Genomic DNA, 22,826 nt, shown 5'->3' on the forward strand with positions numbered 1-22,826 from the left:
TCACAGGGTGTGTTCAATGGCCCGGCAGTCGAGGGCGTCGGCTTCCATCTCGAGGATGTGGGCGACGATGTCGATCTCGCCGTCTTCGTTGCGATGGCCGCGGATGACCTCGGCCATGGCCCGGAAAAGGGTGCTGACGGCGTCGGCGGCGAGGTAGGGCTGGCCGTCGTCGCCCATGGCCAGGGGCAGGCGGGTGCAGACGGGCTGAATCCCGCTGTCGTCGTTCATGCTGCGTGCCGTTCTGCGATGGGCAGGTCGCGCAGGTCTTGCCAGCTGTATTGCTGGCCGCATCGGGTGCATTGGCGGCCGGGGGTGGCGAGGGTGATCGACAGGGTGGCGCCGCACGGGCAGGCGAGGCGGACGTGGCGTTCAGGGGTCTCGCCGGTGATCAGGTATCGGGCCTGGGCGGCCACGTTCCTGATCTCGTCGGCGAATTCGCGGACGGCGGGGTGGATGTCGCAGAACCACAGCAGCTGGTCCTGCAGGAAGGCGGCGGCGCCGCCGACCTGCTGCTCGACGGCGCCGCGGCATGGGACGCCGGGAAGGCCCAGCAGGTCCCGGGCGTCCTGCTCCCAGCTGGTCAGCACGCCTTCGATGCCGCCGCGGGCCCGCAAGTCGAGGGCGGACAAGTTGACCGGCAGGGGCGCGGTACGGGATCCGGTGCGGCCGTCGCCCCCCGCCCGGCCGGGCACCAGGACCTCCTCCAGCCGCCGGTACAGCACCGGCAGTTCGTCCAGGTTCGTGGCGACCCGGACGCGGCAGTCGTCGTGAACACGGGTACGGGCCGGCCGGTCGCACAGAACGCACGGCCAGGAGGCGGGGGCAACGGTGTCGTGCATGGCGGGGCTCCTTGCGGTCGTGCGGGCAGGTCAGGGGACGGGGATCTCACGGTCAGGCGCCACCGCGACCTGGTGGCAGTCGCAAACACACGCGGCGCGGCAGAATTTGCAGGACGCCGGCATCTTCGTCCCGTTGCTGCCGGTGTTGGACTGGCGGTAGTCGTGCTGACCGTGCAGGCAGCCGGTCGACAGGTAGACGTGGGTGCTGCCCATACCCTCGGGGCGGTTTCCTTCTGGGTGGGTGCGGTTTGCGGCCGTGACGGTTGCGCAGGCGTTGCGGATGGTGCCGCCGATGAGCCGTGCCCGCTGGCCAGGGTTGTCGGGGAGGTGGTCGGCGAGGTGCTCGGCGGCGGTCTGGTCGTTGTCGGGGACGCGGTGGCCCCCGCGGGCCTGGATGCTGCCGGTGGCGAGGAGGTCGGCGGCGTACATCGCGGCGTGATGGAAGCCGGCGGTGAATCCGTCGTGGACGAGGGCGCCCTCGGGGGTGTGTGAGGCGGCCGCGGCGCGTGCGTGGTGGGCGCCGTCGGTGACGCAGCGGATCAGCAAGGCGCGGAGCTGATCGGCGGCCAGGCTGGTGTCGGTCATCGATCTCCTTCGGGGTGGGCCCGGCCGCAGGCGCGGCCGGGCATGGGGGTGGTCAGGCTGCCTGGCTGCCGGTGCCGCGGGCCCACTGCGCGGGCGTGACGGCGGCGACCGACTCGGGTGCGGGGTTCTGCCACATTTCGCCCCAGGGCTTGGCGGTGGCTACAAGGCCAGTGGTGGCTGGGTCGACGCATCGGCGATCTTTGCCGTAGCGGCCGGTGCGGTGCTTGTCCGCCGCCGAGTCGCAGCTGAATGTCCGGCAGCATGCGGGGCAGTGGGCGCGGCCGAGCCCGGTCCACCACCGCCCGCACTTCGGGTGCTTGATCGCATTGAGGGGTGGCGCGCCGGTGACGGCTGATGGGCCGGTGTGCGGTTCGGTGTGGGTCATTGATACCTCAAATCGCTTGTCGAGTTTTCGATAGACAGCCGAACGGGTGCCGGGCAGGCTCCGGGAGCCTGGCGACTACTTGGCGGCTCCTGTGAGCGGTTGGGGGATGAGGCCGTGCCGCCGGGCAACCCGAACAGCAGCGGCACGGCGTTGATCGCGTGATGTCCACGCCACGTCCAGAGCCCGGTACGCCTCCGACAGCCGGGAAGCGACCTGGGTGCGGGGCATCCCGAGCCGGAGGGCCACGGCAGACAGCGGGACACCGTCAGCGGCGGCGGCCAGCACCTCGGCCTGGCGGGGCGACAGGTGCGGGGCCTTCACAGCACACCGCCCACGACGACCACGGCCTCGACGCCCCGCCCCTGCGGCTCCGGCTCCTCCAGCCACCAGCCTTCCGGCGGCGGCTCGTCGTCCCACAGGCACGGCTCCGACCACCGCATGGCGGTCATCAGGCGGCGCTCCTTCGGGCCGGGGAGTTGGGTACGGGGCGGAGGTGGCGGCGGGGCCGGCCGTGTTGCCAGCCGTTGAGGGCGGCCTCGAGCTCGGCGCGGTGCTCTGCGGCTCGCGGGTCGGGGCCGGTTGGTCGCTGAGAGTCCCGTGAGGGGCCCTGGGTGGGCGGCCGTGAGGCGCCGAACGTACCCGTCGGCAACTCCTCGGCCAGGAGCCGCTCCAGGGGGCTCACAGGGTCATCCTCCGGGCTTCGTCGTCACGCTGGGGGTGGACCTGCCCGTCGTGGAGGGGCCAGCCGTCGAGGTGGCACTCGACGCCGGGCTCGACCTGGCAGGCCGGGCAGCACGCGGTGGTGCGGGCCCAGGCAGAGATCCGCTGCGGATGCGGCTCGGACATGCGGCGGCGCCCTGACGGGGTGGTGCACGGCTGGTGCTCGTGGGCACGGCAGTGCGGGCAGGCGACGGAGCGGGCGGGGTGGTGCTTGGCGCGCAAGAAGTGCCGGAGATCATCTGGCATCGGGGCGCTGTACCGGTTCACGGGGTCTCCTCGGCGGTGTCGTCTCGGGCCATTCGGCGGCGGATGGTGGCGCGGTAGTCGTCGACGGCTTGCTGCCACTCGGCCGGTGTGCCGGTGGTGGGCGCTGGACCGGGCGGCCTGGTGCCCGGCGGCCACGCCCCGGGCCGGCGGCCGGTGGGGCGGGGCGGTGTCAGGGCGGGCGCCTGGGTGCGGCGGGCCTTGCCGGCGGCGATCTGATCGCGGAGGAAGGCCCGGAGGTCGCCCTGGCGGCGCATGGCTGCGACATCGTCGGTGTCGAAGTCGCCGCTCACGGGGCACCGCCTTCGAAGTCGATGACGCCGTCGCCGAGGAGCCGGCCTTCGGCCTGCTGGCGGGCGAGGAAACGGGCGGAAGCTGCCCGGCGGCGCTCGGCCTCGGCCTTCTCGGCGTCGGCATCCTTGCGGCCGACACGGGCCGCATGGGGGGCCCGCTCGCTGCCGCCCGGCGTCCGGCACGGACGGCCTATCGCCGCGCCGCAGTTCGGGCAGTCGATGCCGAGCGGGCCCGGCCGCTTCACCTCAGTGATCTCCGGCGGTACCTCGCGGCCGACACCGGCGATGAGCGTCGCCACCTTCCGCGGCTTCAGCTCGAATCCGTCCGCTGCGCGTGTCCGCTGGGCTCGCAGGGCGGCGAGGTACGCCGGCACGTCGTCGGGGTCGGCATCCGGGATCTCGGCGGGGAGTCCGGGGCCCTGAAAGCTGTCGGCGCGGGCGTCTCGCTGCTTACGGATCTCGTCGATGATCTCGGCGGGGCTCACGAACGGCTGACGGCCTGCGACTGCGGCTGCTGCAGCCCGGGCGGCAGCGAGCGGGTAGCCGCCGAGGACGTCGTGCCAGGCGTCGGGGGTGTACTCGTCGAACTTCTGTTGCGGGCACAGTGCTCGCACGTAGCGGGCAAGCACCACGGTTTCGTCGGGTGTCACGGGTTCTCCTCGGTCATGCGGGCCCGGGCGCGGCTCATGGCGCGGCTGGCCCAGTCGTCAACTTCCTGCTGTTGGCGGTTCACGGCGGTCGGCAGTCCGACGGCGGCGGGCAGGTAGGACACGCCGATCTGGGGCTCGGGTGTTGGTTCGAGGGAGCGCCAGCCTTGGACCCAGGCGGAGGCTCCTGCGGGCAGGCCTTTGAGGCGGGCTGAGTTGACGGCGAAGGCGACCATGGCGGGTACGCCGACGCGGTCGATGGCTTGGCGGGTGTACTCCCAGGCGGATTCGCGGAGGTCCCAGGAGACTCCGGAGAGGCCGGCGGCGCCGATGGCGCGCTTGAGGCCGGCGAGTTGATCGGGCAGGCCGCTGCTGCCGGCCGGCTCGCCTGCAGCAGCAGTACTTCCGGAGGAAGTACTGGGTACTGGCATGGCAGCGGCATGGGCAAGCGCAGCACCGTCAGCGGGCGTGCGGTGTGACAGACCCTCTTGACCTGCGGTGGAACCCTGAAAGTAGGGTTCATTTCGCGCGCGATTTGGTTTCATTTGAAAAGAAGTTGCATACTGAATGTTGTTCGATTCGCGCTCAGAATCAGCACGCTTCTTGCTCTCGCGGCTCTTCGCAGCCCGCTCGGCGGCCCCCTTCCTGTTGGCTTCGTGCTGGGTCTTGGTGACGTTCCGGCCGCCCTCGAAGAAGTCGTGGATCATGTAGCCGTCGGCGGGCTGGGGGCACCGGTCGCAGTCATGGCCGGCTTCGTGCCAGAGCCCGGCCTCCAGGAGCTTGCGCACCTGTGCGGGGGTCCCGCCGAACGGCTTGATGACGGACTTGGGGATGAAGCCCTCGAGGAGGTGCTGGGCGGAGTAGGAGCCGCACCGCAGCCACAGACCGAGGGCCGCATTCCCGGCCCGAATGAACTTCGGGTGGGAGTGCGCCGAGTCATCGATCTTGAACCAGGGCATCGGTTCCTCTTCCGGCCGAGAACGGGTTGTTCGGTGGTGCGGGTGCCTGTCAGGCGCAGGCGGTCACGCAGCGGCTTCCAGATCAGGCGTGTCGTGGCGACTGAGCTCGTCGCCGGTGATCGCTTCGACGAGGGCGCAGAGGATGACCTCGGCCGCATTCGGGGTGACGGCGTTGCCGTACTGGCGGACGCGTTCGCGCTTGGAGCCGAGGACGACGTAGGTATCGGCGAAGCTCATCGCGCGGCCGATCTCGTGCGGCTCGAGCATGCGGAACAGCACGTCTTCGACGTCGATGCTGCCCTTGACGAGCGCGTACCGGTCCCGGGTGGACAGGGCTCCCACTGGTTCGGCCACGGTGCGTGCGGTACCGGTCCCGTAGTAGGGGACGAGGAGGTGCTCCCAGGTAACGAGCGACTGATGGCCGGCCGTGGTCAGGGTCCTCAACGGGTCGGTGGCGCTGGTGCAGTGCTCGCCGCCGTCGCCCTTCGACCCGTTGTTCCGCATGACCATCGCCGGGATGTCCGGAGTCACCAGGCCGTGGTGATTGCCGGAGGCGGTGACCGTGGCCAGGGCCTCGGCGGCGGATCGGGCGATGCTGCCGCCTCCCCTCAGTTCGGCAATGAACGGCAGCCACGCCAGGCCGGTTTCGTTGCGGGCGGTCTGGGTGCGCAGCGGCTGGTGAGCCGAGGCGGGTTCCTTGCCGTCGCGGCCTTCGACGGGAATAAGGAGGGGCGGGATGGCGAGGCCGTCGTTCTCCCGTGTGGTGCGGGTCGGCATGGGCTGGTCGAGGGAGGTGCCGGTGTCGCGCCAGGTGCCGCCAGCGGGAACGACCATGGGCTTGGCAAATTTCTTCAGCCCGGCCTGGATGCGGGCGATCGTCTTGTCGGCGAGAGGCTTGGCCCGGTCGCCGATGCGCTGGCCGGGGATGCTCCAGTCGATGGCGACGGCGGCGGGCAGGGCGGACGGTTCGACGATCTGGTTGCGGCAGGTGGTGCGGGGGCACCGGTAGACGTATTGCTGCCGGTAGCGGCCCATGTCCCGGCCAGGTGTCTTGAAGACCTGGATGGCGCGGACCCACTGCTGGCAGAGCCCGCACCAGGCCCGGGGGCGGAGCCACTTGTCCCAGTCCGGGTTCCGACCGAGGGACCGGTGCCAGTAGGCGACGTAAAGGCGGTCGCGGGACTGCGGTGCGGCGTGGACGGCTCGCGGGTCGGCGTGCATGCTGTTCAGGGCGATGGTGCGGGTGTGGTAGCCGAGCTTGCGGATTTCGCCGAGCCATCGGTCCCACTGGTCCCAGGCGCGGACGTCGACGACGTTTTCGACGACACCGGCCTTGACGAGCCCGCCGCGGTTGATGACGCCGCGCAGGTACTGGGGCACCTCTTCCATGAGGGCCCGGGACCTTTCGACCTCTTCCGACGGTGCGGCCTCGCCGAACAGGTCGGGCTGGAGGCTGGTATCGAAGTCGCGCTTCTTGCCGCGGGCGTTGGACCACTGGGGGCATTCGGGGCTGGCCCAGAAGATGTCCGTGACCGGCCAACGGTCGACGGGCGCTTCGCGGATGTCACCGCGGTAGTGGTCGACCTCGGGAAAGTTCGCGGCGTGCGACTCGATTGCTCGGGCCCAGTGGTTCGCCGCCCGTTCTACCCGGACGCCAGGGACAGCGTGGGCGCCCTGAGAGGAGCCGCCGGCCCCACAAAACCAATCCATCACCGTCAGAGCGTCATTGTCGTGTTGGTGGGACATCAGCGGTTCCTCCCCTTCTCCGAATAGCGGCGGCGTTGATCCTGGTGGTCGCACTGCTTCTTCTTCTCGGTTACCCGGCGTTCCTGCAGGTGGCGGGTGCACAGGCCGCGGCCGGAGCGGGCCCGGTCGCATCCGTCAGCAGTGCACAAGCGGTTGGGCAGGAGGAGGCCGGCGTCGGCTTGCCATTCCTCGATGAGCCGCTCGTAGAGGCTGAGGAATTCGCTGATGCGGCGCTTGCCCCACCCGCTCCGGGTGAGGACTAGGGCAGCAGCCCGCTGTTCGTCGCGGTTAAGGCTGACCTGGGGGTGCTCGCGGTTGAGGGTGCGTTCCACGGCGATCCAGTCGACGTCGCCGTTGTCCTCCCCGGGGCAGACGGGGTCGTGGGCGGGAATGGCGTATCGGGTGGTCGCGATGAGGGGCCGGTAGCGGACAGCGGTCATCGTTCTGCCTCCTTTGCAAGGTAGGCGGTGATCTCCTGGATCCCCAGGGCGGTTTGGTCGGTGATTGCTGCGTCGTCGAGGGGTTCGTGGCCGAGGAGGAATGCCTCCTCCGGCAGCACGGGCAGGGTCCGGTCGGCGGCGCGTGCGTGGTGGGCCGCTTGTACGCGGCGGTTCCGGCGGCGGCGTTCGATGGCGTCGTGGCTGACGATGAAGACCAGGCCGCCGGCGAAGAGGGCGACGGTCCAGAGGCTGATGGTCATGCGGCACCTGCCGGCGTGTGGGTGAAACAGCCGCAGCCACCTTCGTCGAACAGGTCGAGTTGGTCAGGCTGCTCTTCGATGCGCTGGCGGAGCGCGGCCAGGGTGAGCGGGCGTGTCTCGCCACCGCGGCGATCACGGAGGATCGACACATCCTTGCCGAGCATCCGGCGCATCTTGGCCTCCTGGGCTTCGGCGCGGGCGTACCGCTCGGGGAACACCTCCAGGAGTCGGGCCCACTGGGCCTGGCCGCCTTTGATGCAGGCGCCGCCGCAGTTGTTGTGCGCGAACCCGAGGCGGTAGAGGCGCGGGTCGATGAGGCCGGCGGCGCGGGCTTGGGCTCGGAGCTGCTGCTTGTGCCAGATCGGTGGTCGGGTCAGGGGGGCGTCGACGGTCCATGGTGCCCAGCCCTTGACGATGGCGGGGAGGCGCTCAGGCTCCGTCCAGTCGATGCCGACGTGGACGGTGGTGTCGGCTGGGTCGGTATTTGCCTCCAGCCAGTGCCGGCAAGGCTTCAGCTTCAGAAGGAGGGAGCATTGGGCGATGCGGGTGTTGCCGAGCCACCGCTTGTCCTCAAAGACCTGCCAGGGGTCGCGGCCGTCGGCGACGCGGGTGATGGGCACGCCGAGCTGCGCAGCAGCCTGATCGTTGAAGGTGTGGAGGTCGTCGTCCTCAATGAGGGTGTCGGCGAACAGCAGGACCGTGCTGGCCGTACCGTGCTTGGCGACGACCCGTCGCGCGACTGCCCAGCTGGTGATGCCCCCAGACCACATCACCACGTGGCGGGCGCTCATGCCGCAGCCTGCCGTCCTGGCTGCGGGCGCCGGTTCTGGGCGATGAGCCGACCCTTAACGGACAGGCGCCACAGGGCGATGCGGTGGCCGTGCGTGGGGCCGGAGGTGGAGGGGACCATCCCGACGTGCTCGATGATCCCGGCGCTGCGGAGGGCGTTGATCGTCGCGCCGAGGAATCCGTGGCCCTGCTCAGGCAGGAGGTCGCGGAGGTCGTTGCAGCTGAAGACGTCGCGCTCGAGGCCGAAGGCAAAGACAGCCTGCTCGACGAGGAACCGGTCCCACGTCGAGCGCTCGACGATGGCAGCGAGAGTGAAGTTCTTGTCGGCCGCGGCGAGACGCTCAGCCGGCGTGAGTCGACGGATCATGACGTACCGCCTTCGGTCTGCTGGGTGGCGCGGGCGATGCCCTCACAGGCGGTTTCGAGTTCACCGGTGATGTACGGGCCGGGGGCGTCGATGCTGTCGAGGGTGGCGTCGGTGCGGACGGTCCCGTCGTGGGCGGTGGCCTGAGCGAGCTCGACGGAGGTTGGCAGGAGTTTGAAGAGCTCCCGGACGCAGGTTTTCCTGGCCATGGCCTCGTAGTGGTCTCGCCATGGCCCGCCGTTGGGGAACGAGGAGTGCTTACGGTGCTTCTCGATGTCTTCTGGGGAGAGGACAACGAACGCGGACCCGCCGGTCGTGGTGGTGGCGACGGCGTAGTAGGCGATCGGCTTGCCTCGGCCGGTGAGAGCGGGCCGGTGGACGAGTCGCTGGTCGAGCCCGTATTCGTACTCGAAATGATCGCCCTCGTGGACGACCTGGGCGGAGAGCGACTTGGCCATGGGGCTTTGCCAGAACAGCTTGGCCATGCCGCGGTAGCCGAGGACGAACGTGACCTCGCCTTTGAAAGGGACGAGGTACGCCTCCCCAGTCGGTCCCCCGGGTTCGACGCCGAGCTGGGAGCAGGTCATCAGGGCGCCGAGGAACGACTCCGGGGAGCACTCGCCGAGCTTGGGGGTGCGCCGCAAGGTCGTAAGGGCGATGCGGGCAATCCGGTCGGCGTCCAGGTGGGCTGGCAGGGCGCGGGCGATCTGGGGGCGCATGCGCTCGATCTGCTGCTGCAGGTTCGGCTGGCTGCTCTGCTCGACCTGTCCGACGTTGTCGGCGCGGCGGGCGACGGCGTTGCGGGCGGTGCTGGTCACAGTTGCCCTCCCGCCGGTGCCTCGATGTTGACTGTCTCTGCGACCTTCTGGGCGGAGAGGATGTCTTCGCAGGGCCACGGGTCGTCATCGCGCTCGCAGGTCCGTCCGTCGCGGGGTACATGGCGCATGACGGTTTCGATGAGCCACCACAAGAGGGCGTCGTCGTTCAGGGTCGGACTGTTACGAAGGTTCTCGGCGGCGGTTCGGATGTCGCGAACGGGGTCGTGGTCGATCACTGGTTCTCCATGTGGATGCGGAGGACGCGGGTGGGCTCGCCGCGGTAGGGCTCGGGGTCGAGGTCGGGGTTCGCGGCGAGCGCTGCCTTCTTCCAGCTGATCTGTCCGCGTTGGGGCCGCCAGGAGTAGGCGAGTTCGCCGCGGATGTGGACGTCGGTTGCCTGGCCGGCGATGTGCTTGAGCTGGTTCTCCGCTTCGAGGAGGGCGATCTCTCCGGCGGTGATCTGCTCTTTCGCCTTGGCCCGTTGCTCGAGGAGCCACTCGACGGTGAGAGCGTCGGCGACGACGACCTCGCGGTCGGGATGGGCGTGGAGGCGGTCGAGAAGCTGACCGGTGGCATGGGAGCCGTCGACCGGGGGCTGTTGCCCGGATTCGACCCAGCCCCAGAACTCGTCGGCGATCGACGCGAGGTCGGCGATGAGTTCCTCGTCGCGTTCCAGGCGGTGGACGATGGTGCGCTGCCCGCCGATCAGGGCGGCGGTGTAGGCGTAATCCCAGCCTGTGACCGCGAGGTAGTGCTGGACCTGAACCTGCACGTCGACGGGGGGCTCGTCGAGCCAGTCCTTCAGTGCGTAGGAGGAGCGGGACTTCAACTCGACGACACCGGGCCGGCCGTTCTCCTCGGTGATGCGGTCGAGGTTGGCGATCCACGGTTTGTCGGGGTGGCGCAGGGTGCCGGGGCCGTCGACGGCGAGGAGGCCGGTCAGAGCGGTGAAGCGGGTGGCGATGAGGGGTTCGAGGGCGTGGCCCATGAGGGCGGCCTCGCCGAGTACCGGGTCCTCGCGGCGGGGGACGGGCTGGCCGACCTTGGCGAACCAGATCTCCAGGGGGCTGGTGTACGGGTTGAGGCCGCAGATCGCGGCCATGTCGGAGCCCCCGAGTCCGGTTCGTCGGGCTGCATGCCAGTCGGCGGCGGGTGCGTCGGCGGCGAGAACGACCTGGGCGCCGGACGGATAGCTGAGAGGCGGCGAGCCGCCGATGGGGCCAATGGTGACCATGAGATTCCCTTCAGGGTGTGCTGAGGGAGGCCGCCCGCCCCGGAGAGGGGTGGGGCGGGCGGCCGGTCGGGTGGTTTGGGGCCCGCCGCGGGAGCCGGTGGTCATCTACGGCGGCGGGCAGAACCAGGTCAGGCGTTGCTGTGGGTGGCGTCTGCCCTCTTGATCCGGGCCAGTTCGGCTTCGGCGTCGGCCTTGTCCTGGAGGGCGCCGGAGATGTCGATGGCGGCTTGGTCCAGTTCGGCTTCGAGCACGTTCCGCTCTCGGGTGAGCTGACCGATCTGGGTGGTGGCGGCGATCAGCTGGCATGTCAGCTCGTCGCACTCGTGTCGGAGCTGGGTGCTGCTCTTGCCCCGGTGGCGGGCCAGGGAGCGGGCGGCGGAGAAGGGGTTCATTCCGGCCTCCTGTGCTCAGGGTGATCAGGGTCGGTATCCGTGCGGGCCGGGAGCCCTGCGAGGAGGGCGATGGTGGTTCCGATGAGCCCGAAGATCGCCCATCCGATCCACTGCGACGCGGTGCTCATGACGCCTTCCGCTGCTGTGGGATAGCCGGCCGGGTCCCGGCGTGGGCCGGGTGTCGGAATGCGGCGCACAGACGGCAAGAGTCCGGGTTGTGGTAACTGGTGCACCGGCAGTCCTCGAACGTCCTCTTGCAGGACGGGCAACGCTGCTGGGTCATCGCGCGTCTCCATCCCGGTCGCGGCCGAGGAGCTTGTCGGCCCAGTCGAGGACGTGCGGCCAGCGGGTGACAGCCGCTGCAAGGACAAACAGGGCTCCCACGGTGATCCAGTTCATCGGTCCCCCTTACTGATGCGGCGGCCGGCCGCGCACAGAGCGGCAGCGGTGAGGAGCAGGAGCCCGGCAAGGGCTGTGGCCCGGATCTCGAAGCCGGTCACGCGGCGGCCTCCAGTCGCAGGGCAGCCTCGTACTGGCGTCGGATGCGGATCTGGTGGTCCAGGCGGCGGCGTTCGCAGTGTCGGCACGGGCAGTTCACGGCGTGCCGCGGCATCTCCGCCGCCCGCAGAGCAGCCAGGTTGTGCAGGTAGTTCGCGGCCGACTGGTACTGGCGGTCGTGGATGAGGCCGGCCAGGTAGTCCTCGGCGTCGAGGTCGTCGTAGCCCTTCACGCCGCACCGCCGAAGACGTCGAGCGGCGTCGGGGCTGTCCGGAGGGCGTGCCGGTAGTCCCGGGCCAGCAGTGGCGGCTGTTCACGCAGCAGCGGGCCGTGGTGCCACCACAGGTCGTTCAGCGGCAGGGGTGTCCGCTCGGCCGCGGTCATGTCCTGGCCGTCGCCGGGCCGGGGCACGAACCGCATGAGCGGCACACCCTGATCGTCGCGCTGCCCGGTCCACGACCACCGGCCGCCGGTCGCGTCCACGAGCAGGCAACTCAGGTCGAACGGCACGCCGTCGATCTCGTGAATGTCGCCGATGGCTCGTGCCAGCTGCTGCTGGTCACCGACCGGCAGACCCGGGGTACTGGCCGCTGCGGTCAGGTCGTCGAGGATGCTCACGGCGTGCCTCCCGGCGTCCAGTCGTGGTCGTAGGTCACGTTCTCGGGATGCTCGGCCGGCACGGTCGCGTAGGCGGAGTCATCGGGGTCGAGGAGGTGGCGCAGCTCGCACTCCGGCAGGCCAGTCGTCGCCGGGGCGGGGGTCGCGGTGGCCATCACGCACCTCCGGCGGCGCGGGCGACGAGGACCCGGTCGATCGTCGCGACGCCCTGTTGCGTGGCCCGGGCGATCAGGTCCTCGACCGCGGCGAGACGGGCACGAAGCCGGTCCGCCTCCGTGACAGGCGCCGCGACGTCAGGCGTCTGCCGGGCGGGCAGGTGGTATTCGATCCAGCCGGAGCCGTGGACCGTCACCGCAGGAACCGAGTCCTGGGTGCCCTCGGGCTGGCCCTGAGTCTTGAACTGCACGACTGTCAAGCGGTCGCCGAACGCTGCGGTGACATGGATGTAGTCCGTGTCCGGGTCGATCCGCTCGACCAGCGGCGATGAACCCGGCAGGTTCGGTACGGGCGGGGTAGGAGATGATGGAGACACGATCGGCCTCTTCTCTTCGGAGTGGTGTGAGGTTGATCAAGGGCCCGGCTGCCGGTGACTCGCCAGAAACCGGTGGTTGGGCCCGCATACCGCTCTCAGGCGGCGCGCTGGGCGGGCACGTGAGAGCTGAGATGCATCTCGATCGGCGCGTTGGCCGGGTCCAGCGAGGGGTTGCTGTGCGGGTCGGCTGCTTCCTGTGCGGCAAGCCAGGCGTCCAGGACCGCGATGCGGTAGGTCACCTTTCCGCCAGCACGGAAGGACGCGGGGCCGATCTTCTTCCAGCGCCACTTGCGGAGGGTGCTGATCTCGTAGCCGATGTAGTCGGCCGCGTCGGCGAGCCAGAGGCATCCGGGCGGGGCGGGCTTGGGCTTCGGAGTCATGGTCGTTCTCCTTCGGCGGATAGGTTCCGGTCCGTGTCCACGACGTTCGTTTCCGGAGACGCTGGGGGCGCAAAGAGGACCAGGACTGCCACGCCGACGGCTCCGGCGATGGCATGGGCGGTTTCGAGGTCACAGTCCCGAGTTCGACCGCTGAGCAGGTGGCCGACCAGGGAGTGGTGCGTGAGGCCGATGGCCTCGGCGAGGGATCTGACGGTGTAAGGGGCGCCTCGACCGGGGTGCTGCATGACCCACTGCAGGATGTTCCGGTCACGAAGCGTGTATCGCACTCGCAATGGCTCTCCATTGAGACGAAGCGTCTTCGCTTGAGAACAGTGAAGCAGATCAGAGACGCCACGTCTACAGATCAGAACGACTGGATGTGAAGTTCCCAGGGAAAGTCCAGGTAGATAGCATTGACCTGTAGACGATTCGTCTGCGACCGGGAATGGTTGTACGGCCTGGCCTGCAGCAAGCAGGACCAGAACGACCCACTGGAGAGACGGCCGGTGTGGACGAGACGCGAAAGGACAGCGGCATGGAGGCGTCAGCCCCCGAGCTCAACCACGACGGCACCCCGCGCGAAGCCCTGCCCGACAGCCTGGTGCACGAGATGGACCGGGACGCCCTGAGCCAGCTCGTGCGCGAGGCGAATGATGACGGAAACGGCGACTCGTACCAGAAGCTGGCGGAACGGGCGGTAGACCCTGAGACCGGCGAGGGAGTATCCAAGCCCTACCTGCACAAGCTGGCGACGAACTCGGTCACCCAAGCCCCCTCGCCCGCCCGCCTGCGAGCCATTGCCGCAGCACTCCGCAAGCCCCTGTCGGTCGTACAGCGCGCAGCGGCTATCCAGTACCTGGACTACCGGGCAACCGAGCTCTCGGGCTACGACGATGACGTGCGCGTGATCGTGGCCCACCTCGCCGGCATGGAGAAGTCCGAGAAGCGGAAATGGCGCGCCATGATCGAGGCGGCCGACCAGGTCAACACGGAAGCGGACTAGTCCACTCTTCACGTAAACACCCCTGGCCTGCATGTTCATGATTTCGCAAAATCAGCCCCTTGCCAGACTGTTGTAGGCGCCGATTCGGGACGGTATGTTTCCGCATCCGAACACAACTGCCTCAGGGGCTCCCCCAAACCCCTGCGCAAGCACACGGGGGTGCAGGATGCTGACTGTCCGGTACGTGTACAGCGACGACCTCACCGACTACGAGCCAGTCCGCGTCAAGGAGGTTCGAGGCAGCGTCACATTCGAGCTCTGCCGGGGCCTGTTCCTGCCCGAAGGCGTCGCAGGGCTCAACTCCGCCACCGCCCAAGTCCTCGCTGGCGGACAATGGTTCCAGCTATGGAGAGGCGAGATCGTCAGCATGGCTTCGCCGGAGCTGAAGGGGTTCGACTATGCCCGGGTACGTCGAGGATCGATGGTGGACCAAACGTCCTGACCCAGCCACCGGGAAGAAGCGCAAGACCGCCCTCTACGGCAAGGGCAAGCGGTACAAGGTCACCGGCATCCCCGGAGTGCGGGCACGCAGCTTCGACGCGAAGGGGGACGCCGACAAGTGGAAAGCCCGAGCACAGGCCCAGAGCCTCGCAGGCGAGTTCGTCGATCCCCGCGCAGGCAAGGTGCTACTGCGCGAGTACGTTGAGAGCGACTGGTGGCCGGCGCTGACTGCGGATCCGGCCACCCTGGAGACGATCAGAGGGCGGGTGTGGACACATGTCCTGCCTCACCTCGGAGAGCTCCCGATCAGGGAGATCAAGGTCGCCACACTCCGCATCTGGCTGAAGACGCTTGAAGGCAAGATCGGCCCTGGAACGGCCAACGCGGTGTGGGCATACTTGTCCAACATCCTTGAATGCGCCGTCGATGATGAGAAGATCACCCGGAATCCCTGCAAAGCGAAGACCATCAGCCCGCCCAAGGTGCCTGAGCGCAAGGCCCGCGCCTGGAGCCGTCAGCAAGTCGCGGCCGTACAGGCAGCCTTGCCTGAACGCTTCCGCATCATGGTGGACCTCGGGGTGGGCGCCGGACTGCGACAGGGTGAGGTGCTGGGCCTTTCCGTCGACGACATCGACTTCCAGGCGGGCTTCCTGCGCGTGCGGCGGCAGGTGAAGAAGGTCGGCGGCGCACTCATCTTCGCTCTGCCCAAGGGCGGCAAGACGCGCAGCGTACCCTTGCCCGGCTACCTTGCCCGGCAGCTCAAGGCCCATTTGGGAGCATTTCCGCCTCGGGACTCGACACTCCCTTGGGGCGACCCGGCGATACCGGAGACCGAACGGCAGGCCAAGGAGCGCGCTCCGCAGACTCACAGACTCGTTGTCACCAGCACACGGGGGCACGTGATCAGGCGGGACTCGTGGAACCTCCGAAGCTGGAAGCCGGCCCTGGCAGCTGCAGGTGTGATCAACGACGGGGCGGTGGTAGTCCGGCCACACCGAACCCGTCCCGGAGGAAGAAAGGTCCTCCAGTTTGAGAGCAGCCGTGAGCACGGCTTCCACAGCCTTCGGCACACGTTCGCCTCAGTGCAACTGGATGCCCGAGAATCCATCGTGTCAGTCTCCAACTGGCTGGGGCACGCCAACCCATCGATCACGCTGCGGATCTATGCACACATGATGCCCGAAGCTGATGGTCGGGGCAGGGCCGCCATGGACCTCTGGTTTGAGGGCAATCCCAAAAAGATCTCCCCAGATTCTCCCTCGGGCCCCATAGGACTGGCGCCGGGAGACCTCGACGACATCCCCGTCGAGGTCTCTGTGGCACCTCAGCGAACGCCTACGCTTGCCAAGGCAAGCCGCTGACCTGGGGAAAGGTCGACCGGGAAGTAGAGGTAACACACGCCCCCCGAACCGCCCCTGACCTGGCCCTCGGCGTTATAGCGCTTGGTCCTGAGCCAGATGTTCTCGAACTGCCGGCGGCGGTAGACCCGCCGGACCTCCGCGTTCGACGCGCTCGCCGGGTCGTTGGCCACGACATCACCCTGGCGGGTGAAGCCCACCACGCACATCAGGTGACCGGCGGTCCCGTACCCCGCGCCGTCGAGCTCGGAGGCGAGGAAGGACTGCGAGGTGATCACCGGAATTCCGGCCCGGATCAGCTTCTCGGCGTCACCGAGGGAGCGCAGCCGGGTCACGACGCCCTGCATGCCGGGGTACGTGGCGGCGTAGGCGGCGTTGAACGGCCAGTTGCCGCAGCCCTTGTACTGGTAGTCGAAGGTGTGCCGGGCGGCGTGGCACACCTGGGGGTCGGCGTACGCGGGGTTCACCCAGGCGAGATCGGCGGCGGTGGGCCGGCGGCCCCAGTACTCGACGACCATCTGCGAGGAGGTCGGACTGCACCATGCCTCGCCGCCGTTGTCGTACTCGGGGTACTGCCCCTTGTGGATCTCCTGCGAGTAGCGCGGCACCTTCAGCTCGCGCCCCGCCGCCTCGCCCGGTACCGACGCGGGCACGGTGAAGCGGTCGGGGATGTCGGAGCCCATGGCGCCGAGCCGCCACACGGTGGGGGTGAGGCGGGTGCCCGGCCTGCGGCAGAGGGTGAGCCGCAGCTCGTAGGAGGCGAAGCGCAGGCCGCTCGCCGGGGCGTCGACGGCGAGGGTGTCGGTGGACACGCTGCTGCGGCCGTCGCCCTGGCCGTCGACGGAGGTGCGGCGGATGTCGCCCGCGGCGTCGCCGGAGGTCCAGTGGCCCAGCACGTACCAGGGGGTCGACCGGCGGTCGGTGTACGTCGCGCGCACCTCGGCCTGGATCCAGGTGCCGGCGGGGGTGCGGGCGTTCCAGGAGGCGATGATCTCGCTCGCCGGGGCGGACGGCGTGTGGAGGGGGGCGGTCCAGGTGGCGTACTCCCAGGTGGCCTTGGTGCCGGTGTGCGGATCGGTGTGGTCGAGGGTGCCCACGGTGTGGTCGATGACCAGGCCGGTGCGCCCGCGGGAGCGGGGGGCGGTGCCGTGGGCGGTGCCGCGCAGCCAGTCGTCGGCGGTGGTCCAGGCGCGGTGGTCGACGGTGGCCTCCGGGCCGGACGAGGCCGCGCCCGCGCCCGGGGACGTCCCGGAGGGGGCGGCGAAGGACAGGGAAGAGCCGGCGGCGACAGCGGTGGCCGCCATCGTTCCGAGGGCGGCGGTGAGCACGGTGCGGCGGGGCGTGGGTCTGCTGGACATGGTGAGGTCCCCAGTCGTCTGCGGATGGCGGTCTGTGCGGTGGTGATCTGTGCGGATGGAGATCTGTGCGGGTGCGGTGGTGGCGCGGGTGGGGGGCGCGAGCCAGTGATTCCCCGTACGGCACGTCCCCAATACGGGCCCGTCCCGTACCCCGCCATAGGGTGATCAGATGACCGAATCCCCCCACGGCTCTCCCTCCCCCGCAGCCCCGCACACCCCACCGCCCGGCCCGGCCGCTCCGCACCACCCGGCTCCGCACGACCTGACCGACCTGGTCGAACGGCTGCGCGTGGCGCCCCCCTCGCTCGGCCCGGTGCGGCTGGTGGCCGTCGACGGGTACGCGGGCTCGGGGAAGACCACCTTCAGCGGGCGGCTGGCGGCGGCGCTGGGCGGGGCGCCGGTGCTCCACCTGGACGACCTCGCCACGCACGAGGAGCTGTTCGCGTGGACCGGGCGGCTGCGCGAGCAGGTCCTGGCGCCCCTCGCGCGCGGGCGGACCGCGCGGTACCGCGCGTACGACTGGGTGGCGCGGCGGTTCGCGGACGAGGAGCGCGAGCTGGCGGCCGCCCCCGTCGTCCTCGTGGAAGGGGTCGGGGCGGGACGCCGGGCGCTGCGCCCCCATCTGGCGTGTCTGCTGTGGATGGAGTTGACAGATGAGCACTCCTGGGAAAGGGGTCAACTCCGCGACGGCCCCGGGCTGACCGAATTCTGGGAAGGCTGGAAGCGAGCGGAGCGCGAACATTTCACGGCCGACCCCACGCGCCCGTACGCCGAACTGCTGATTCTTCAGCGCGATGAGGGGTACGAGGTGCTTCCGGGGCCCCGCGGGACCGCCTGAACTCCCCCCATTGTCACCCTCAGTGAGCAACTGCCGTACGACCGGCCGTCGCCGCCGTCGGATCCCCGCCGACTGCGCCAACTCGGCTTGACCGAGGGGGCGTACAGGACTTACGTTCTCATTGTGCGGCTGGAGCCGGCCGCCTTCGGACGCGAAGCCCCCGGTTGTTCCCCCGTGATCGGGGGCTTCGTACCACCCGCCGACGCCCCTTTCGGACGCTTTGTTCCGAGACAATCCTCACCCAGGGTGACCATCCTCCCCGCCGCTTTCCGGCCGCCCCAGGATCGTTTTTCCGCCGTGATCGGCGGTGCGGCACCCTTCGGCCGACACCATTCGCGCAGGTACGATGCGAGCGGCGCACCTATCGGCGGGTGCGTCGGCACACTGGTCAACTCCCGTCCACAGCACAGCGGTTCGGAAAGGCGTACCAGGCACTCGCCCGGCAGCACGCTACGGGGGCACGGTTTGTGGGGGACGTGATGGATTTCGGCATGCAGGGCCCAGCCGCCCCGGCCGATCTCGCCTGGCTGCGCGCCGTCGACGCCTACACCATGGGCGCGTACGCACAGGCCGAGGAGGAGTTCCGCAGCGCGGTCCGCGTCGACCCGGCGATGGCCGACGCCTGGCTCGGCCTGCACGCGCTGCGCGCCGACACCACCACCGCGCTGCTGCGCATGTACCGCCACCGCGACCGCTTCGGCGAGCAGCGCGCCCGCCACCGGCGCACCCTGAACTCCTGGTACTGGCTGGGCTGGTGGGTCCAGCCGGTGCTGGAGAGCGGCCGCGATCTGCTGCTGGCCCACGCCTCGCACTGGCTCGACGGCCGCCACGTGCCCGAGCTGGACCGGGCACTGGCCGGCTGCCCGCCCGTCGAGACCGACCCGCAGGCCCGTTTCCTGCACGCCTGCCGCGCCTACCTCGTCAAGGACTGGGAGCTGCTCGTCCGCCACACCGAGCCCCTGCTGGACGACCCGCTGCTCGGCATCGAGGCCGGCCTGTTCGGCGGCATGGCCCGGGTGCGCCTGGAGATGTACGGCCAGGCCGAGCCCCTGCTGGCCGCCGCCCTGATGCGCTGCCGCAGCGAGCAGCCGCAGCGCAAGGAGCTGCGGTACTGGCTCGCCCGCGCCCACGAGGGCACCGGGCGCAGCGCCGCCGCCCTCCCCCTCTACCGCGCCGTGCACCGGGTGGACCCGTCGTTCATGGACACCTCGGCCCGGCTCACCGCCATCGCCGACGGGGACGGCCTGGACGACCACCTGGGGCTGGCCCCGATGACCCTGGGCGGCCCCGGCCAGGACACCGGGCCGGGCGCCGACCCGGGGCCGGACGCGGACCTGCCGGGCGCCTCCGACGCCCTCGACGGCCGGGGAGTGCTCACCGGCACCGACCCGCAGCCCACCGCCTCGCCGCAGGCCGGGCCCGAGGGGCCCGACGGCGTTCGCCGCAAGGTCCGGGTCCCGGCGCAGCCCACGGGGCAGTCGGCGCCCGGCCCCTCCGACCCCGTGCTGCTGGCGAAGGCGCTCTCCGAGCTGGAGCGGATGGTGGGCCTGGACCCGGTCAAACGCCAGGTGCGGGCGCTGTCGGCGCAGCTGCACATGGCCCGGCTGCGGGCCGGTCAGGGCCTGCCCGTCCAGCCGCCCAAGCGGCACTTCGTCTTCTCCGGCCCCTCAGGCACCGGCAAGACGACCGTCGCCCGGATCCTCGGCCGGGTCTTCTACGCCCTGGGGCTGCTCGGCGGCGACCACCTGGTGGAGGCCCAGCGCGCCGACCTCGTCGGCGAGTTCCTGGGCCAGACGGCGGTCAAGGCCAACGAGCTGATCGACTCCGCGCTCGGCGGAGTCCTCTTCGTCGACGAGGCGTACAGCCTCTCCAACTCCGGCTACAGCAAGGGCGACGCCTACGGCGACGAGGCCCTGCAGGTGCTCCTCAAGCGCGCGGAGGACAACCGCGACCGGCTGGTCGTCATCCTCGCCGGCTACCCCGAGGGCATGGACCGGCTGCTCGCCGCCAACCCCGGCCTCGGCTCCCGCTTCACCACCCGCGTCGACTTCCCCAGCTACCGCCCCCGCGAGCTCACCAGCATCGGCGAGGTCCTGGCCGCCGAGAACGGCGACCAGTGGGACGAGGAGGCGCTGGAGGAGCTGCGCAGCATCAGCGGGCACGTCGTCGACCAGGGCTGGATCGACGAGCTGGGCAACGGCCGCTTCCTGCGCACGCTGTACGAGAAGAGCTGCGCGTACCGCGATCTGCGGCTCTCGGGGTACCCGGGCACGCCCACCCGGGACGACCTCGCCACGCTGCGCCTGCCGGACCTGATGCAGGCGTACGGCGAGGTCCTGTCCGGGCCGGGCTGGAACTCCCCCCGGCCCGGTTCGCGGGACCCGCAAGACCCGGTGTGAGGCCGGGCCGGCCCGGCTGACCCGGGCCGGCCCGGGTCAGCCCACCATGGCCTCCTCGCGCGGCAGCCGCGGGTCGCCCAGCTGCACGGCGGGCAGCCGGTGCGCCGGGTCCCGGACCTCGCCGACGAGCTTCTCCAGGACGTCCTCCAGGGCCACCAGGCCCAGGACCCGCCCCGAGCCGTCGGCGACGGCGGCCAGGTGCGCGGCGGCCCGCCGCATCACGGTCAGGGCGTCGTCCAGGGGCAGTTCGGCCCGCAGGGTCTCCACGCGCCGCCAGACGTGCTGCGGCACGGCCCGCTCCCGGTCCTCCAGGTCCAGGACGTCCTTGACGTGGAGGTAGCCCATGAAGGCGCCGCCGGGGCCGGTCACCGGGAAGCGGGAGTAGCCGGTGCGGACGGTGAGCTCCTCGATCTGCCGGGGGGTGACGGAGGGGGCGACGGTCACCAGCGCCGCCGGGTCGAGGAGGACGTCCGTGACCGGGCGGCTGCCCAGGCCCAGCGCGTCCTCCAGGCGCTCCTGCTCGGCCGCCTCCAGGAGGCCGGCCTGGGCGGAGTCCTCCACCAGCCGGTTGAGCTGCTCGCTGGTGAAGACGGCCTCCACCTCGTCCTTGGGCTCGACGCGGAACAGCCGCAGCACCCCGTGGGCGCAGGCGCCCAGGAGCGCGGTGACCGGGCGGCACAGCCGGGCGAAGGCGACGAGCCCCGGGCCGAGCCACAGGGCCGCCCGGTCGGGGGCGGACATGGCGAGGTTCTTCGGCACCATCTCGCCGATGACCAGGTGCAGGAAGACCACGAGGGCCAGGGCCAGCACATAGCCCAGGGGGTGGATCAGGCCCTCGGGCAGGCCCGCGGTGTGGAAGAGGGGCTCCAGCAGGTGGGCCACGGTCGGCTCGGCGACCGCGCCGAGCGTCAGGGAGCAGAGGGTGATGCCGAACTGCGCCGCCGCCATCATCTGCGGGAGGCTCTCCAGGCCGGTCAGGACCGTGCGGGCGCGGGCCGAGCCCTCGGCGGCCCGGGGCTCGATCTGGCTGCGCCGCACGGAGACGAGTGCGAACTCGGCGCCGACGAAGAAGCCGTTGGCGAGCACCAGCAGCAGGGCGAAGAGGAGTTGCAGGGCGCTCATCGCCGCACCCCCCGGCCCGCCGGGCTGCCCACGAGGTCGCCCGGGCAGGTGCCCGGGGCCGGGGGCCGGCCCGCCGTGCGGGTGAGGCGCACGCGCTCCGCGCGGTGGTGCCCCACCTGCCGCACGGACAGCCGCCAGCCGGGCAGTTCGGCGGTGTCGCCGGGGGCGGGGATGCGGCCGAGCAGGTCCGCCACGAGGCCGGCGACGGTCTCGTAGGGGCCGTCGGGCGCCTCCAGGCCGATGCGGCGCAGGGCGTCAACGCGGCAGCCGCCGTCGGCGTCCCAGGCCGGGCGGCCGTCCTCGCAGGCGACGGTCGCGAGCGCGGGCCGCTCGGTCTCGGCGTCGTGCTCGTCGCGGACCTCGCCGACGAGTTCCTCGACGATGTCCTCCAGGGTCACCACCCCGGCGGTGCCGCCGTACTCGTCGACGACGACGGCTATCGGCTGCTCGCTGCGCAGCCGCTCCAGCAGCGGCGCCACGGGCAGGGAGCCGGGGACGAGCAGGGGGGCGACGGCGATCCGCCCGACGGGGGTGCGCAGCCGGTCCGGGCCGGGGACCGCGAGGGCGTTCTTGAGGTGGACCATGCCGGTGATCTCGTCCAGGCGCTCGTGGTAGACGGGGAAACGGGACAGGCCGGTGGCGCGGGTGAGGTTCAGGACGTCCTCGGCGGTCGCGGAGGACTGCAGGGCGCTGACCTTCACCCGGGGGGTCATCACGTGCTGCGCGGTCAGGTCGCCCAGGGAGAGCGTGCGGACGAACAGATCGGCGGTGTCCTGCTCCAGGGCGCCGGCGCGGGCCGAGTGCCGGGCGAGGGAGACGAGTTCGCCGGGGGTGCGGGCGGACGCCAGCTCCTCGGCGGGCTCGACGCCCAGGGCCCGGACCAGCCGGTTGGCGACGGTGTTGAGCAGGGTGATGACGGGGCGGAAGAGGTGGGCGAAGGCGTGCTGGGGGCCGGCGACGAAGCGCGCGACCTGCAGCGGCCTGGAGACCGCCCAGTTCTTGGGGACCAGCTCGCCGATGACCATCTGCACGGCGGAGGCGGTCAGCATCCCCGTGACGACGGCGGTGCCGGGCGCGGCGCCGGCCGGCAGCCCGGCGGCGGTGAGCGGCCCGGTGAGCAGGTGCCCGAGGGCGGGTTCGGCGAGCATGCCGACCACCAGGGAGGTGATGGTGATGCCCAGTTGGGTGCCCGAGAGCTGGAAGGAGAGTTCGCGCAGGGACGCGACGACGGTCCGGGCGCGGCGGTCGCCGGCGGCCGCGGCCTGTTCGGCGTCCGGCTTCTCGACGGTCACGAGACCGAACTCGGCGGCGACGAAGAAGCCGTTCGCCAGGATCAGGAGCAGGGCTGCCGCGAGCAGCAGCAGGGAGACGGTGACACTCATGCCGCCGCCTTCGAGTCTCGGGCGGCGGCGCAGGTACTACAGGACGGTCCGTCCATTGCCGGAGGGAGTCACTCCTCGGGTCGCAGGTGCCCCGCGGGGCCGCGTGAGGGCGGCGGGTGTCGCGCTGCGGGGCGGGGCAGGGTGTGCCCGTGGCACCAGAGT

General features: G+C 70.7%; 31 protein-coding genes. 5 read left to right on the forward strand and 26 right to left on the reverse strand.

All coding sequences use genetic code 11. From position 1 onward, the window contains the following. From ABZ951_RS00700 to ABZ951_RS00810, 23 genes are all read right to left on the reverse strand, one after another. Positions 1–228: a hypothetical protein gene (locus ABZ951_RS00700; protein ID WP_344087855.1), complete on the reverse strand. Its 228-nt coding sequence runs from the start codon at positions 226–228 to the stop codon at positions 1–3. Continuing rightward, entirely contained in the window at positions 225–839 is a 615-nt protein-coding gene (locus ABZ951_RS00705; RefSeq protein WP_344087852.1) for a hypothetical protein, read from the reverse strand. The genes ABZ951_RS00700 and ABZ951_RS00705 overlap by 4 nt, the downstream gene beginning before the upstream one ends. Before the next feature lie 30 nt (positions 840–869). Further along, positions 870–1,424, reverse strand: coding sequence for a hypothetical protein (locus tag ABZ951_RS00710; protein WP_344087849.1), 555 nt, complete (start codon positions 1,422–1,424; stop codon positions 870–872). A gap of 52 nt (positions 1,425–1,476) precedes the next feature. Next, positions 1,477–1,809: a hypothetical protein gene (locus ABZ951_RS00715; protein ID WP_344087846.1), complete on the reverse strand. Its 333-nt coding sequence runs from the start codon at positions 1,807–1,809 to the stop codon at positions 1,477–1,479. Positions 1,810–2,126: 317 nt separating this feature from the next. Beyond that, on the reverse strand, positions 2,127–2,258 hold the full coding sequence (locus ABZ951_RS00720; RefSeq protein WP_344087843.1) for a hypothetical protein: 132 nt from the start codon (positions 2,256–2,258) through the stop codon (positions 2,127–2,129). Between the two features lie 229 nt (positions 2,259–2,487). Next, complete coding sequence (locus ABZ951_RS00725) at positions 2,488–2,775, reverse strand: hypothetical protein (RefSeq protein WP_344087840.1); 288 nt, start codon at positions 2,773–2,775, stop codon at positions 2,488–2,490. A 17-nt stretch (positions 2,776–2,792) separates the two neighbouring features. Next, complete coding sequence (locus tag ABZ951_RS00730; protein ID WP_344087837.1) at positions 2,793–3,086, reverse strand: hypothetical protein; 294 nt, start codon at positions 3,084–3,086, stop codon at positions 2,793–2,795. After that, a complete protein-coding gene (locus ABZ951_RS00735) occupies positions 3,083–3,736 on the reverse strand; it encodes a hypothetical protein (protein ID WP_344087834.1) in 654 nt (217 codons plus the stop codon). The genes ABZ951_RS00730 and ABZ951_RS00735 overlap by 4 nt, the downstream gene beginning before the upstream one ends. Next, complete coding sequence (locus ABZ951_RS00740; RefSeq protein WP_344087831.1) at positions 3,733–4,692, reverse strand: hypothetical protein; 960 nt, start codon at positions 4,690–4,692, stop codon at positions 3,733–3,735. The genes ABZ951_RS00735 and ABZ951_RS00740 overlap by 4 nt, the downstream gene beginning before the upstream one ends. A 63-nt stretch (positions 4,693–4,755) precedes the next feature. Further along, on the reverse strand, positions 4,756–6,438 hold the full coding sequence (locus ABZ951_RS00745; RefSeq protein ID WP_344087828.1) for a DNA cytosine methyltransferase: 1,683 nt from the start codon (positions 6,436–6,438) through the stop codon (positions 4,756–4,758). Continuing rightward, a complete protein-coding gene (locus ABZ951_RS00750; RefSeq protein WP_344087825.1) occupies positions 6,438–6,878 on the reverse strand; it encodes a hypothetical protein in 441 nt (146 codons plus the stop codon). The genes ABZ951_RS00745 and ABZ951_RS00750 overlap by 1 nt, the downstream gene beginning before the upstream one ends. Further along, positions 6,875–7,138, reverse strand: a complete 264-nt coding sequence (locus ABZ951_RS00755; protein WP_344087823.1) for a hypothetical protein — start codon at positions 7,136–7,138, stop codon at positions 6,875–6,877. Before ABZ951_RS00755 ends, ABZ951_RS00750 begins: the two co-directional genes overlap by 4 nt. Continuing rightward, positions 7,135–7,929 (reverse strand): hypothetical protein, encoded by a 795-nt coding sequence (locus tag ABZ951_RS00760; RefSeq protein WP_344087820.1) that lies wholly within the window; start codon positions 7,927–7,929, stop codon positions 7,135–7,137. Before ABZ951_RS00760 ends, ABZ951_RS00755 begins: the two co-directional genes overlap by 4 nt. Beyond that, positions 7,926–8,294 (reverse strand): hypothetical protein, encoded by a 369-nt coding sequence (locus ABZ951_RS00765; protein WP_344087817.1) that lies wholly within the window; start codon positions 8,292–8,294, stop codon positions 7,926–7,928. The genes ABZ951_RS00760 and ABZ951_RS00765 overlap by 4 nt, the downstream gene beginning before the upstream one ends. Further along, positions 8,291–9,109, reverse strand: a complete 819-nt coding sequence (locus ABZ951_RS00770) for a recombinase RecT (RefSeq protein WP_344087814.1) — start codon at positions 9,107–9,109, stop codon at positions 8,291–8,293. The genes ABZ951_RS00765 and ABZ951_RS00770 overlap by 4 nt, the downstream gene beginning before the upstream one ends. After that, the gene (locus tag ABZ951_RS00775; RefSeq protein ID WP_344087812.1) at positions 9,106–9,345 is read right to left on the reverse strand and encodes a hypothetical protein; all 240 of its coding nucleotides are present in this window, start codon (positions 9,343–9,345) and stop codon (positions 9,106–9,108) included. Before ABZ951_RS00775 ends, ABZ951_RS00770 begins: the two co-directional genes overlap by 4 nt. Next, positions 9,342–10,343 carry a lambda-exonuclease family protein gene (locus ABZ951_RS00780; RefSeq protein WP_344087809.1) on the reverse strand — a complete coding sequence of 334 codons (1,002 nt, stop codon included), beginning with the start codon at positions 10,341–10,343 and terminating at the stop codon, positions 9,342–9,344. Before ABZ951_RS00780 ends, ABZ951_RS00775 begins: the two co-directional genes overlap by 4 nt. Positions 10,344–10,471: 128 nt before the next feature. Beyond that, entirely contained in the window at positions 10,472–10,735 is a 264-nt protein-coding gene (locus tag ABZ951_RS00785) for a hypothetical protein (RefSeq protein WP_344087806.1), read from the reverse strand. Positions 10,736–11,231: 496 nt separating this feature from the next. Beyond that, positions 11,232–11,465 carry a hypothetical protein gene (locus ABZ951_RS00790; RefSeq protein ID WP_344087803.1) on the reverse strand — a complete coding sequence of 78 codons (234 nt, stop codon included), beginning with the start codon at positions 11,463–11,465 and terminating at the stop codon, positions 11,232–11,234. Further along, positions 11,462–11,851: a phiSA1p31-related protein gene (locus ABZ951_RS00795; protein ID WP_344087800.1), complete on the reverse strand. Its 390-nt coding sequence runs from the start codon at positions 11,849–11,851 to the stop codon at positions 11,462–11,464. Before ABZ951_RS00795 ends, ABZ951_RS00790 begins: the two co-directional genes overlap by 4 nt. Continuing rightward, positions 11,848–12,006: a hypothetical protein gene (locus tag ABZ951_RS00800; RefSeq protein WP_344087797.1), complete on the reverse strand. Its 159-nt coding sequence runs from the start codon at positions 12,004–12,006 to the stop codon at positions 11,848–11,850. Before ABZ951_RS00800 ends, ABZ951_RS00795 begins: the two co-directional genes overlap by 4 nt. Beyond that, positions 12,006–12,383 carry a hypothetical protein gene (locus tag ABZ951_RS00805; RefSeq protein WP_344087794.1) on the reverse strand — a complete coding sequence of 126 codons (378 nt, stop codon included), beginning with the start codon at positions 12,381–12,383 and terminating at the stop codon, positions 12,006–12,008. Before ABZ951_RS00805 ends, ABZ951_RS00800 begins: the two co-directional genes overlap by 1 nt. Positions 12,384–12,478: 95 nt before the next feature. Then, positions 12,479–12,763, reverse strand: coding sequence for a helix-turn-helix domain-containing protein (locus ABZ951_RS00810; protein ID WP_344087791.1), 285 nt, complete (start codon positions 12,761–12,763; stop codon positions 12,479–12,481). 508 nt (positions 12,764–13,271) lie between these two features. On the opposite strand from ABZ951_RS00810, the gene ABZ951_RS00815 reads away from it, so the two are divergent. The 3 genes from ABZ951_RS00815 to ABZ951_RS00825 all read left to right on the forward strand — a co-directional run bounded on the left by ABZ951_RS00815 (position 13,272) and on the right by ABZ951_RS00825 (position 15,568). Further along, positions 13,272–13,766 carry a hypothetical protein gene (locus tag ABZ951_RS00815; protein ID WP_344087788.1) on the forward strand — a complete coding sequence of 165 codons (495 nt, stop codon included), beginning with the start codon at positions 13,272–13,274 and terminating at the stop codon, positions 13,764–13,766. A gap of 184 nt (positions 13,767–13,950) precedes the next feature. Beyond that, positions 13,951–14,208, forward strand: a complete 258-nt coding sequence (locus ABZ951_RS00820; protein WP_344087785.1) for a hypothetical protein — start codon at positions 13,951–13,953, stop codon at positions 14,206–14,208. Then, positions 14,165–15,568: a site-specific integrase gene (locus ABZ951_RS00825; protein WP_344087781.1), complete on the forward strand. Its 1,404-nt coding sequence runs from the start codon at positions 14,165–14,167 to the stop codon at positions 15,566–15,568. The genes ABZ951_RS00820 and ABZ951_RS00825 overlap by 44 nt, the downstream gene beginning before the upstream one ends. Here ABZ951_RS00825 and ABZ951_RS00830 read toward each other — a convergent pair. Beyond that, a complete protein-coding gene (locus ABZ951_RS00830) occupies positions 15,532–16,923 on the reverse strand; it encodes a peptidase C39 family protein (RefSeq protein ID WP_344087778.1) in 1,392 nt (463 codons plus the stop codon). The two genes, ABZ951_RS00825 and ABZ951_RS00830, sit on opposite strands and share 37 nt — an antisense overlap. 169 nt (positions 16,924–17,092) lie before the next feature. Here ABZ951_RS00830 and ABZ951_RS00835 point away from each other — a divergent pair, with 169 nt between their 5' ends. Both ABZ951_RS00835 and ABZ951_RS00840 read left to right on the forward strand, forming a co-directional pair. Further along, positions 17,093–17,761 carry a hypothetical protein gene (locus tag ABZ951_RS00835; RefSeq protein WP_344087775.1) on the forward strand — a complete coding sequence of 223 codons (669 nt, stop codon included), beginning with the start codon at positions 17,093–17,095 and terminating at the stop codon, positions 17,759–17,761. 479 nt (positions 17,762–18,240) lie between these two features. Beyond that, positions 18,241–20,160, forward strand: coding sequence for an AAA family ATPase (locus ABZ951_RS00840; RefSeq protein ID WP_344087772.1), 1,920 nt, complete (start codon positions 18,241–18,243; stop codon positions 20,158–20,160). 36 nt (positions 20,161–20,196) lie between these two features. On the opposite strand, the gene ABZ951_RS00845 is transcribed toward ABZ951_RS00840, so the two are convergent. Further along, the gene (locus ABZ951_RS00845) at positions 20,197–21,282 is read right to left on the reverse strand and encodes a hemolysin family protein (RefSeq protein WP_344087769.1); all 1,086 of its coding nucleotides are present in this window, start codon (positions 21,280–21,282) and stop codon (positions 20,197–20,199) included. Continuing rightward, entirely contained in the window at positions 21,279–22,664 is a 1,386-nt protein-coding gene (locus tag ABZ951_RS00850; RefSeq protein ID WP_344087766.1) for a hemolysin family protein, read from the reverse strand. Before ABZ951_RS00850 ends, ABZ951_RS00845 begins: the two co-directional genes overlap by 4 nt. Positions 22,665–22,826: the final 162 nt, after the last annotated feature.

It is taken from the genome of Streptomyces sp. NPDC046215 (assembly GCF_040646215.1).
Classification (GTDB): Bacteria; Actinomycetota; Actinomycetes; order Streptomycetales; family Streptomycetaceae; genus Streptomyces; species Streptomyces stramineus.

What these genes read in the sequence shown, in the direction of transcription:
- ABZ951_RS00700 (WP_344087855.1), bottom strand. Translation starts at nt 228, where the DNA reads ATGAACGACGACAGCGGGATTCAGCCCGTCTGCACCCGCCTGCCCCTG.
- ABZ951_RS00710 (WP_344087849.1), bottom strand. Translation starts at nt 1,424, where the DNA reads ATGACCGACACCAGCCTGGCCGCCGATCAGCTCCGCGCCTTGCTGATC.
- ABZ951_RS00780 (WP_344087809.1), bottom strand. Translation starts at nt 10,343, where the DNA reads ATGGTCACCATTGGCCCCATCGGCGGCTCGCCGCCTCTCAGCTATCCG.
- ABZ951_RS00715 (WP_344087846.1), bottom strand. Translation starts at nt 1,809, where the DNA reads ATGACCCACACCGAACCGCACACCGGCCCATCAGCCGTCACCGGCGCG.
- ABZ951_RS00760 (WP_344087820.1), bottom strand. Translation starts at nt 7,929, where the DNA reads ATGAGCGCCCGCCACGTGGTGATGTGGTCTGGGGGCATCACCAGCTGG.
- ABZ951_RS00800 (WP_344087797.1), bottom strand. Translation starts at nt 12,006, where the DNA reads ATGGCCACCGCGACCCCCGCCCCGGCGACGACTGGCCTGCCGGAGTGC.
- ABZ951_RS00840 (WP_344087772.1), top strand. Translation starts at nt 18,241, where the DNA reads ATGGATTTCGGCATGCAGGGCCCAGCCGCCCCGGCCGATCTCGCCTGG.
- ABZ951_RS00750 (WP_344087825.1), bottom strand. Translation starts at nt 6,878, where the DNA reads ATGACCGCTGTCCGCTACCGGCCCCTCATCGCGACCACCCGATACGCC.
- ABZ951_RS00725 (WP_344087840.1), bottom strand. Translation starts at nt 2,775, where the DNA reads ATGCCAGATGATCTCCGGCACTTCTTGCGCGCCAAGCACCACCCCGCC.
- ABZ951_RS00835 (WP_344087775.1), top strand. Translation starts at nt 17,093, where the DNA reads ATGACCGAATCCCCCCACGGCTCTCCCTCCCCCGCAGCCCCGCACACC.
- ABZ951_RS00830 (WP_344087778.1), bottom strand. Translation starts at nt 16,923, where the DNA reads ATGTCCAGCAGACCCACGCCCCGCCGCACCGTGCTCACCGCCGCCCTC.
- ABZ951_RS00705 (WP_344087852.1), bottom strand. Translation starts at nt 839, where the DNA reads ATGCACGACACCGTTGCCCCCGCCTCCTGGCCGTGCGTTCTGTGCGAC.
- ABZ951_RS00755 (WP_344087823.1), bottom strand. Translation starts at nt 7,138, where the DNA reads ATGACCATCAGCCTCTGGACCGTCGCCCTCTTCGCCGGCGGCCTGGTC.
- ABZ951_RS00845 (WP_344087769.1), bottom strand. Translation starts at nt 21,282, where the DNA reads ATGAGCGCCCTGCAACTCCTCTTCGCCCTGCTGCTGGTGCTCGCCAAC.
- ABZ951_RS00745 (WP_344087828.1), bottom strand. Translation starts at nt 6,438, where the DNA reads ATGTCCCACCAACACGACAATGACGCTCTGACGGTGATGGATTGGTTT.
- ABZ951_RS00825 (WP_344087781.1), top strand. Translation starts at nt 14,165, where the DNA reads ATGCCCGGGTACGTCGAGGATCGATGGTGGACCAAACGTCCTGACCCA.
- ABZ951_RS00740 (WP_344087831.1), bottom strand. Translation starts at nt 4,692, where the DNA reads ATGCCCTGGTTCAAGATCGATGACTCGGCGCACTCCCACCCGAAGTTC.
- ABZ951_RS00785 (WP_344087806.1), bottom strand. Translation starts at nt 10,735, where the DNA reads ATGAACCCCTTCTCCGCCGCCCGCTCCCTGGCCCGCCACCGGGGCAAG.
- ABZ951_RS00810 (WP_344087791.1), bottom strand. Translation starts at nt 12,763, where the DNA reads ATGACTCCGAAGCCCAAGCCCGCCCCGCCCGGATGCCTCTGGCTCGCC.
- ABZ951_RS00720 (WP_344087843.1), bottom strand. Translation starts at nt 2,258, where the DNA reads ATGACCGCCATGCGGTGGTCGGAGCCGTGCCTGTGGGACGACGAGCCG.
- ABZ951_RS00850 (WP_344087766.1), bottom strand. Translation starts at nt 22,664, where the DNA reads ATGAGTGTCACCGTCTCCCTGCTGCTGCTCGCGGCAGCCCTGCTCCTG.
- ABZ951_RS00765 (WP_344087817.1), bottom strand. Translation starts at nt 8,294, where the DNA reads ATGATCCGTCGACTCACGCCGGCTGAGCGTCTCGCCGCGGCCGACAAG.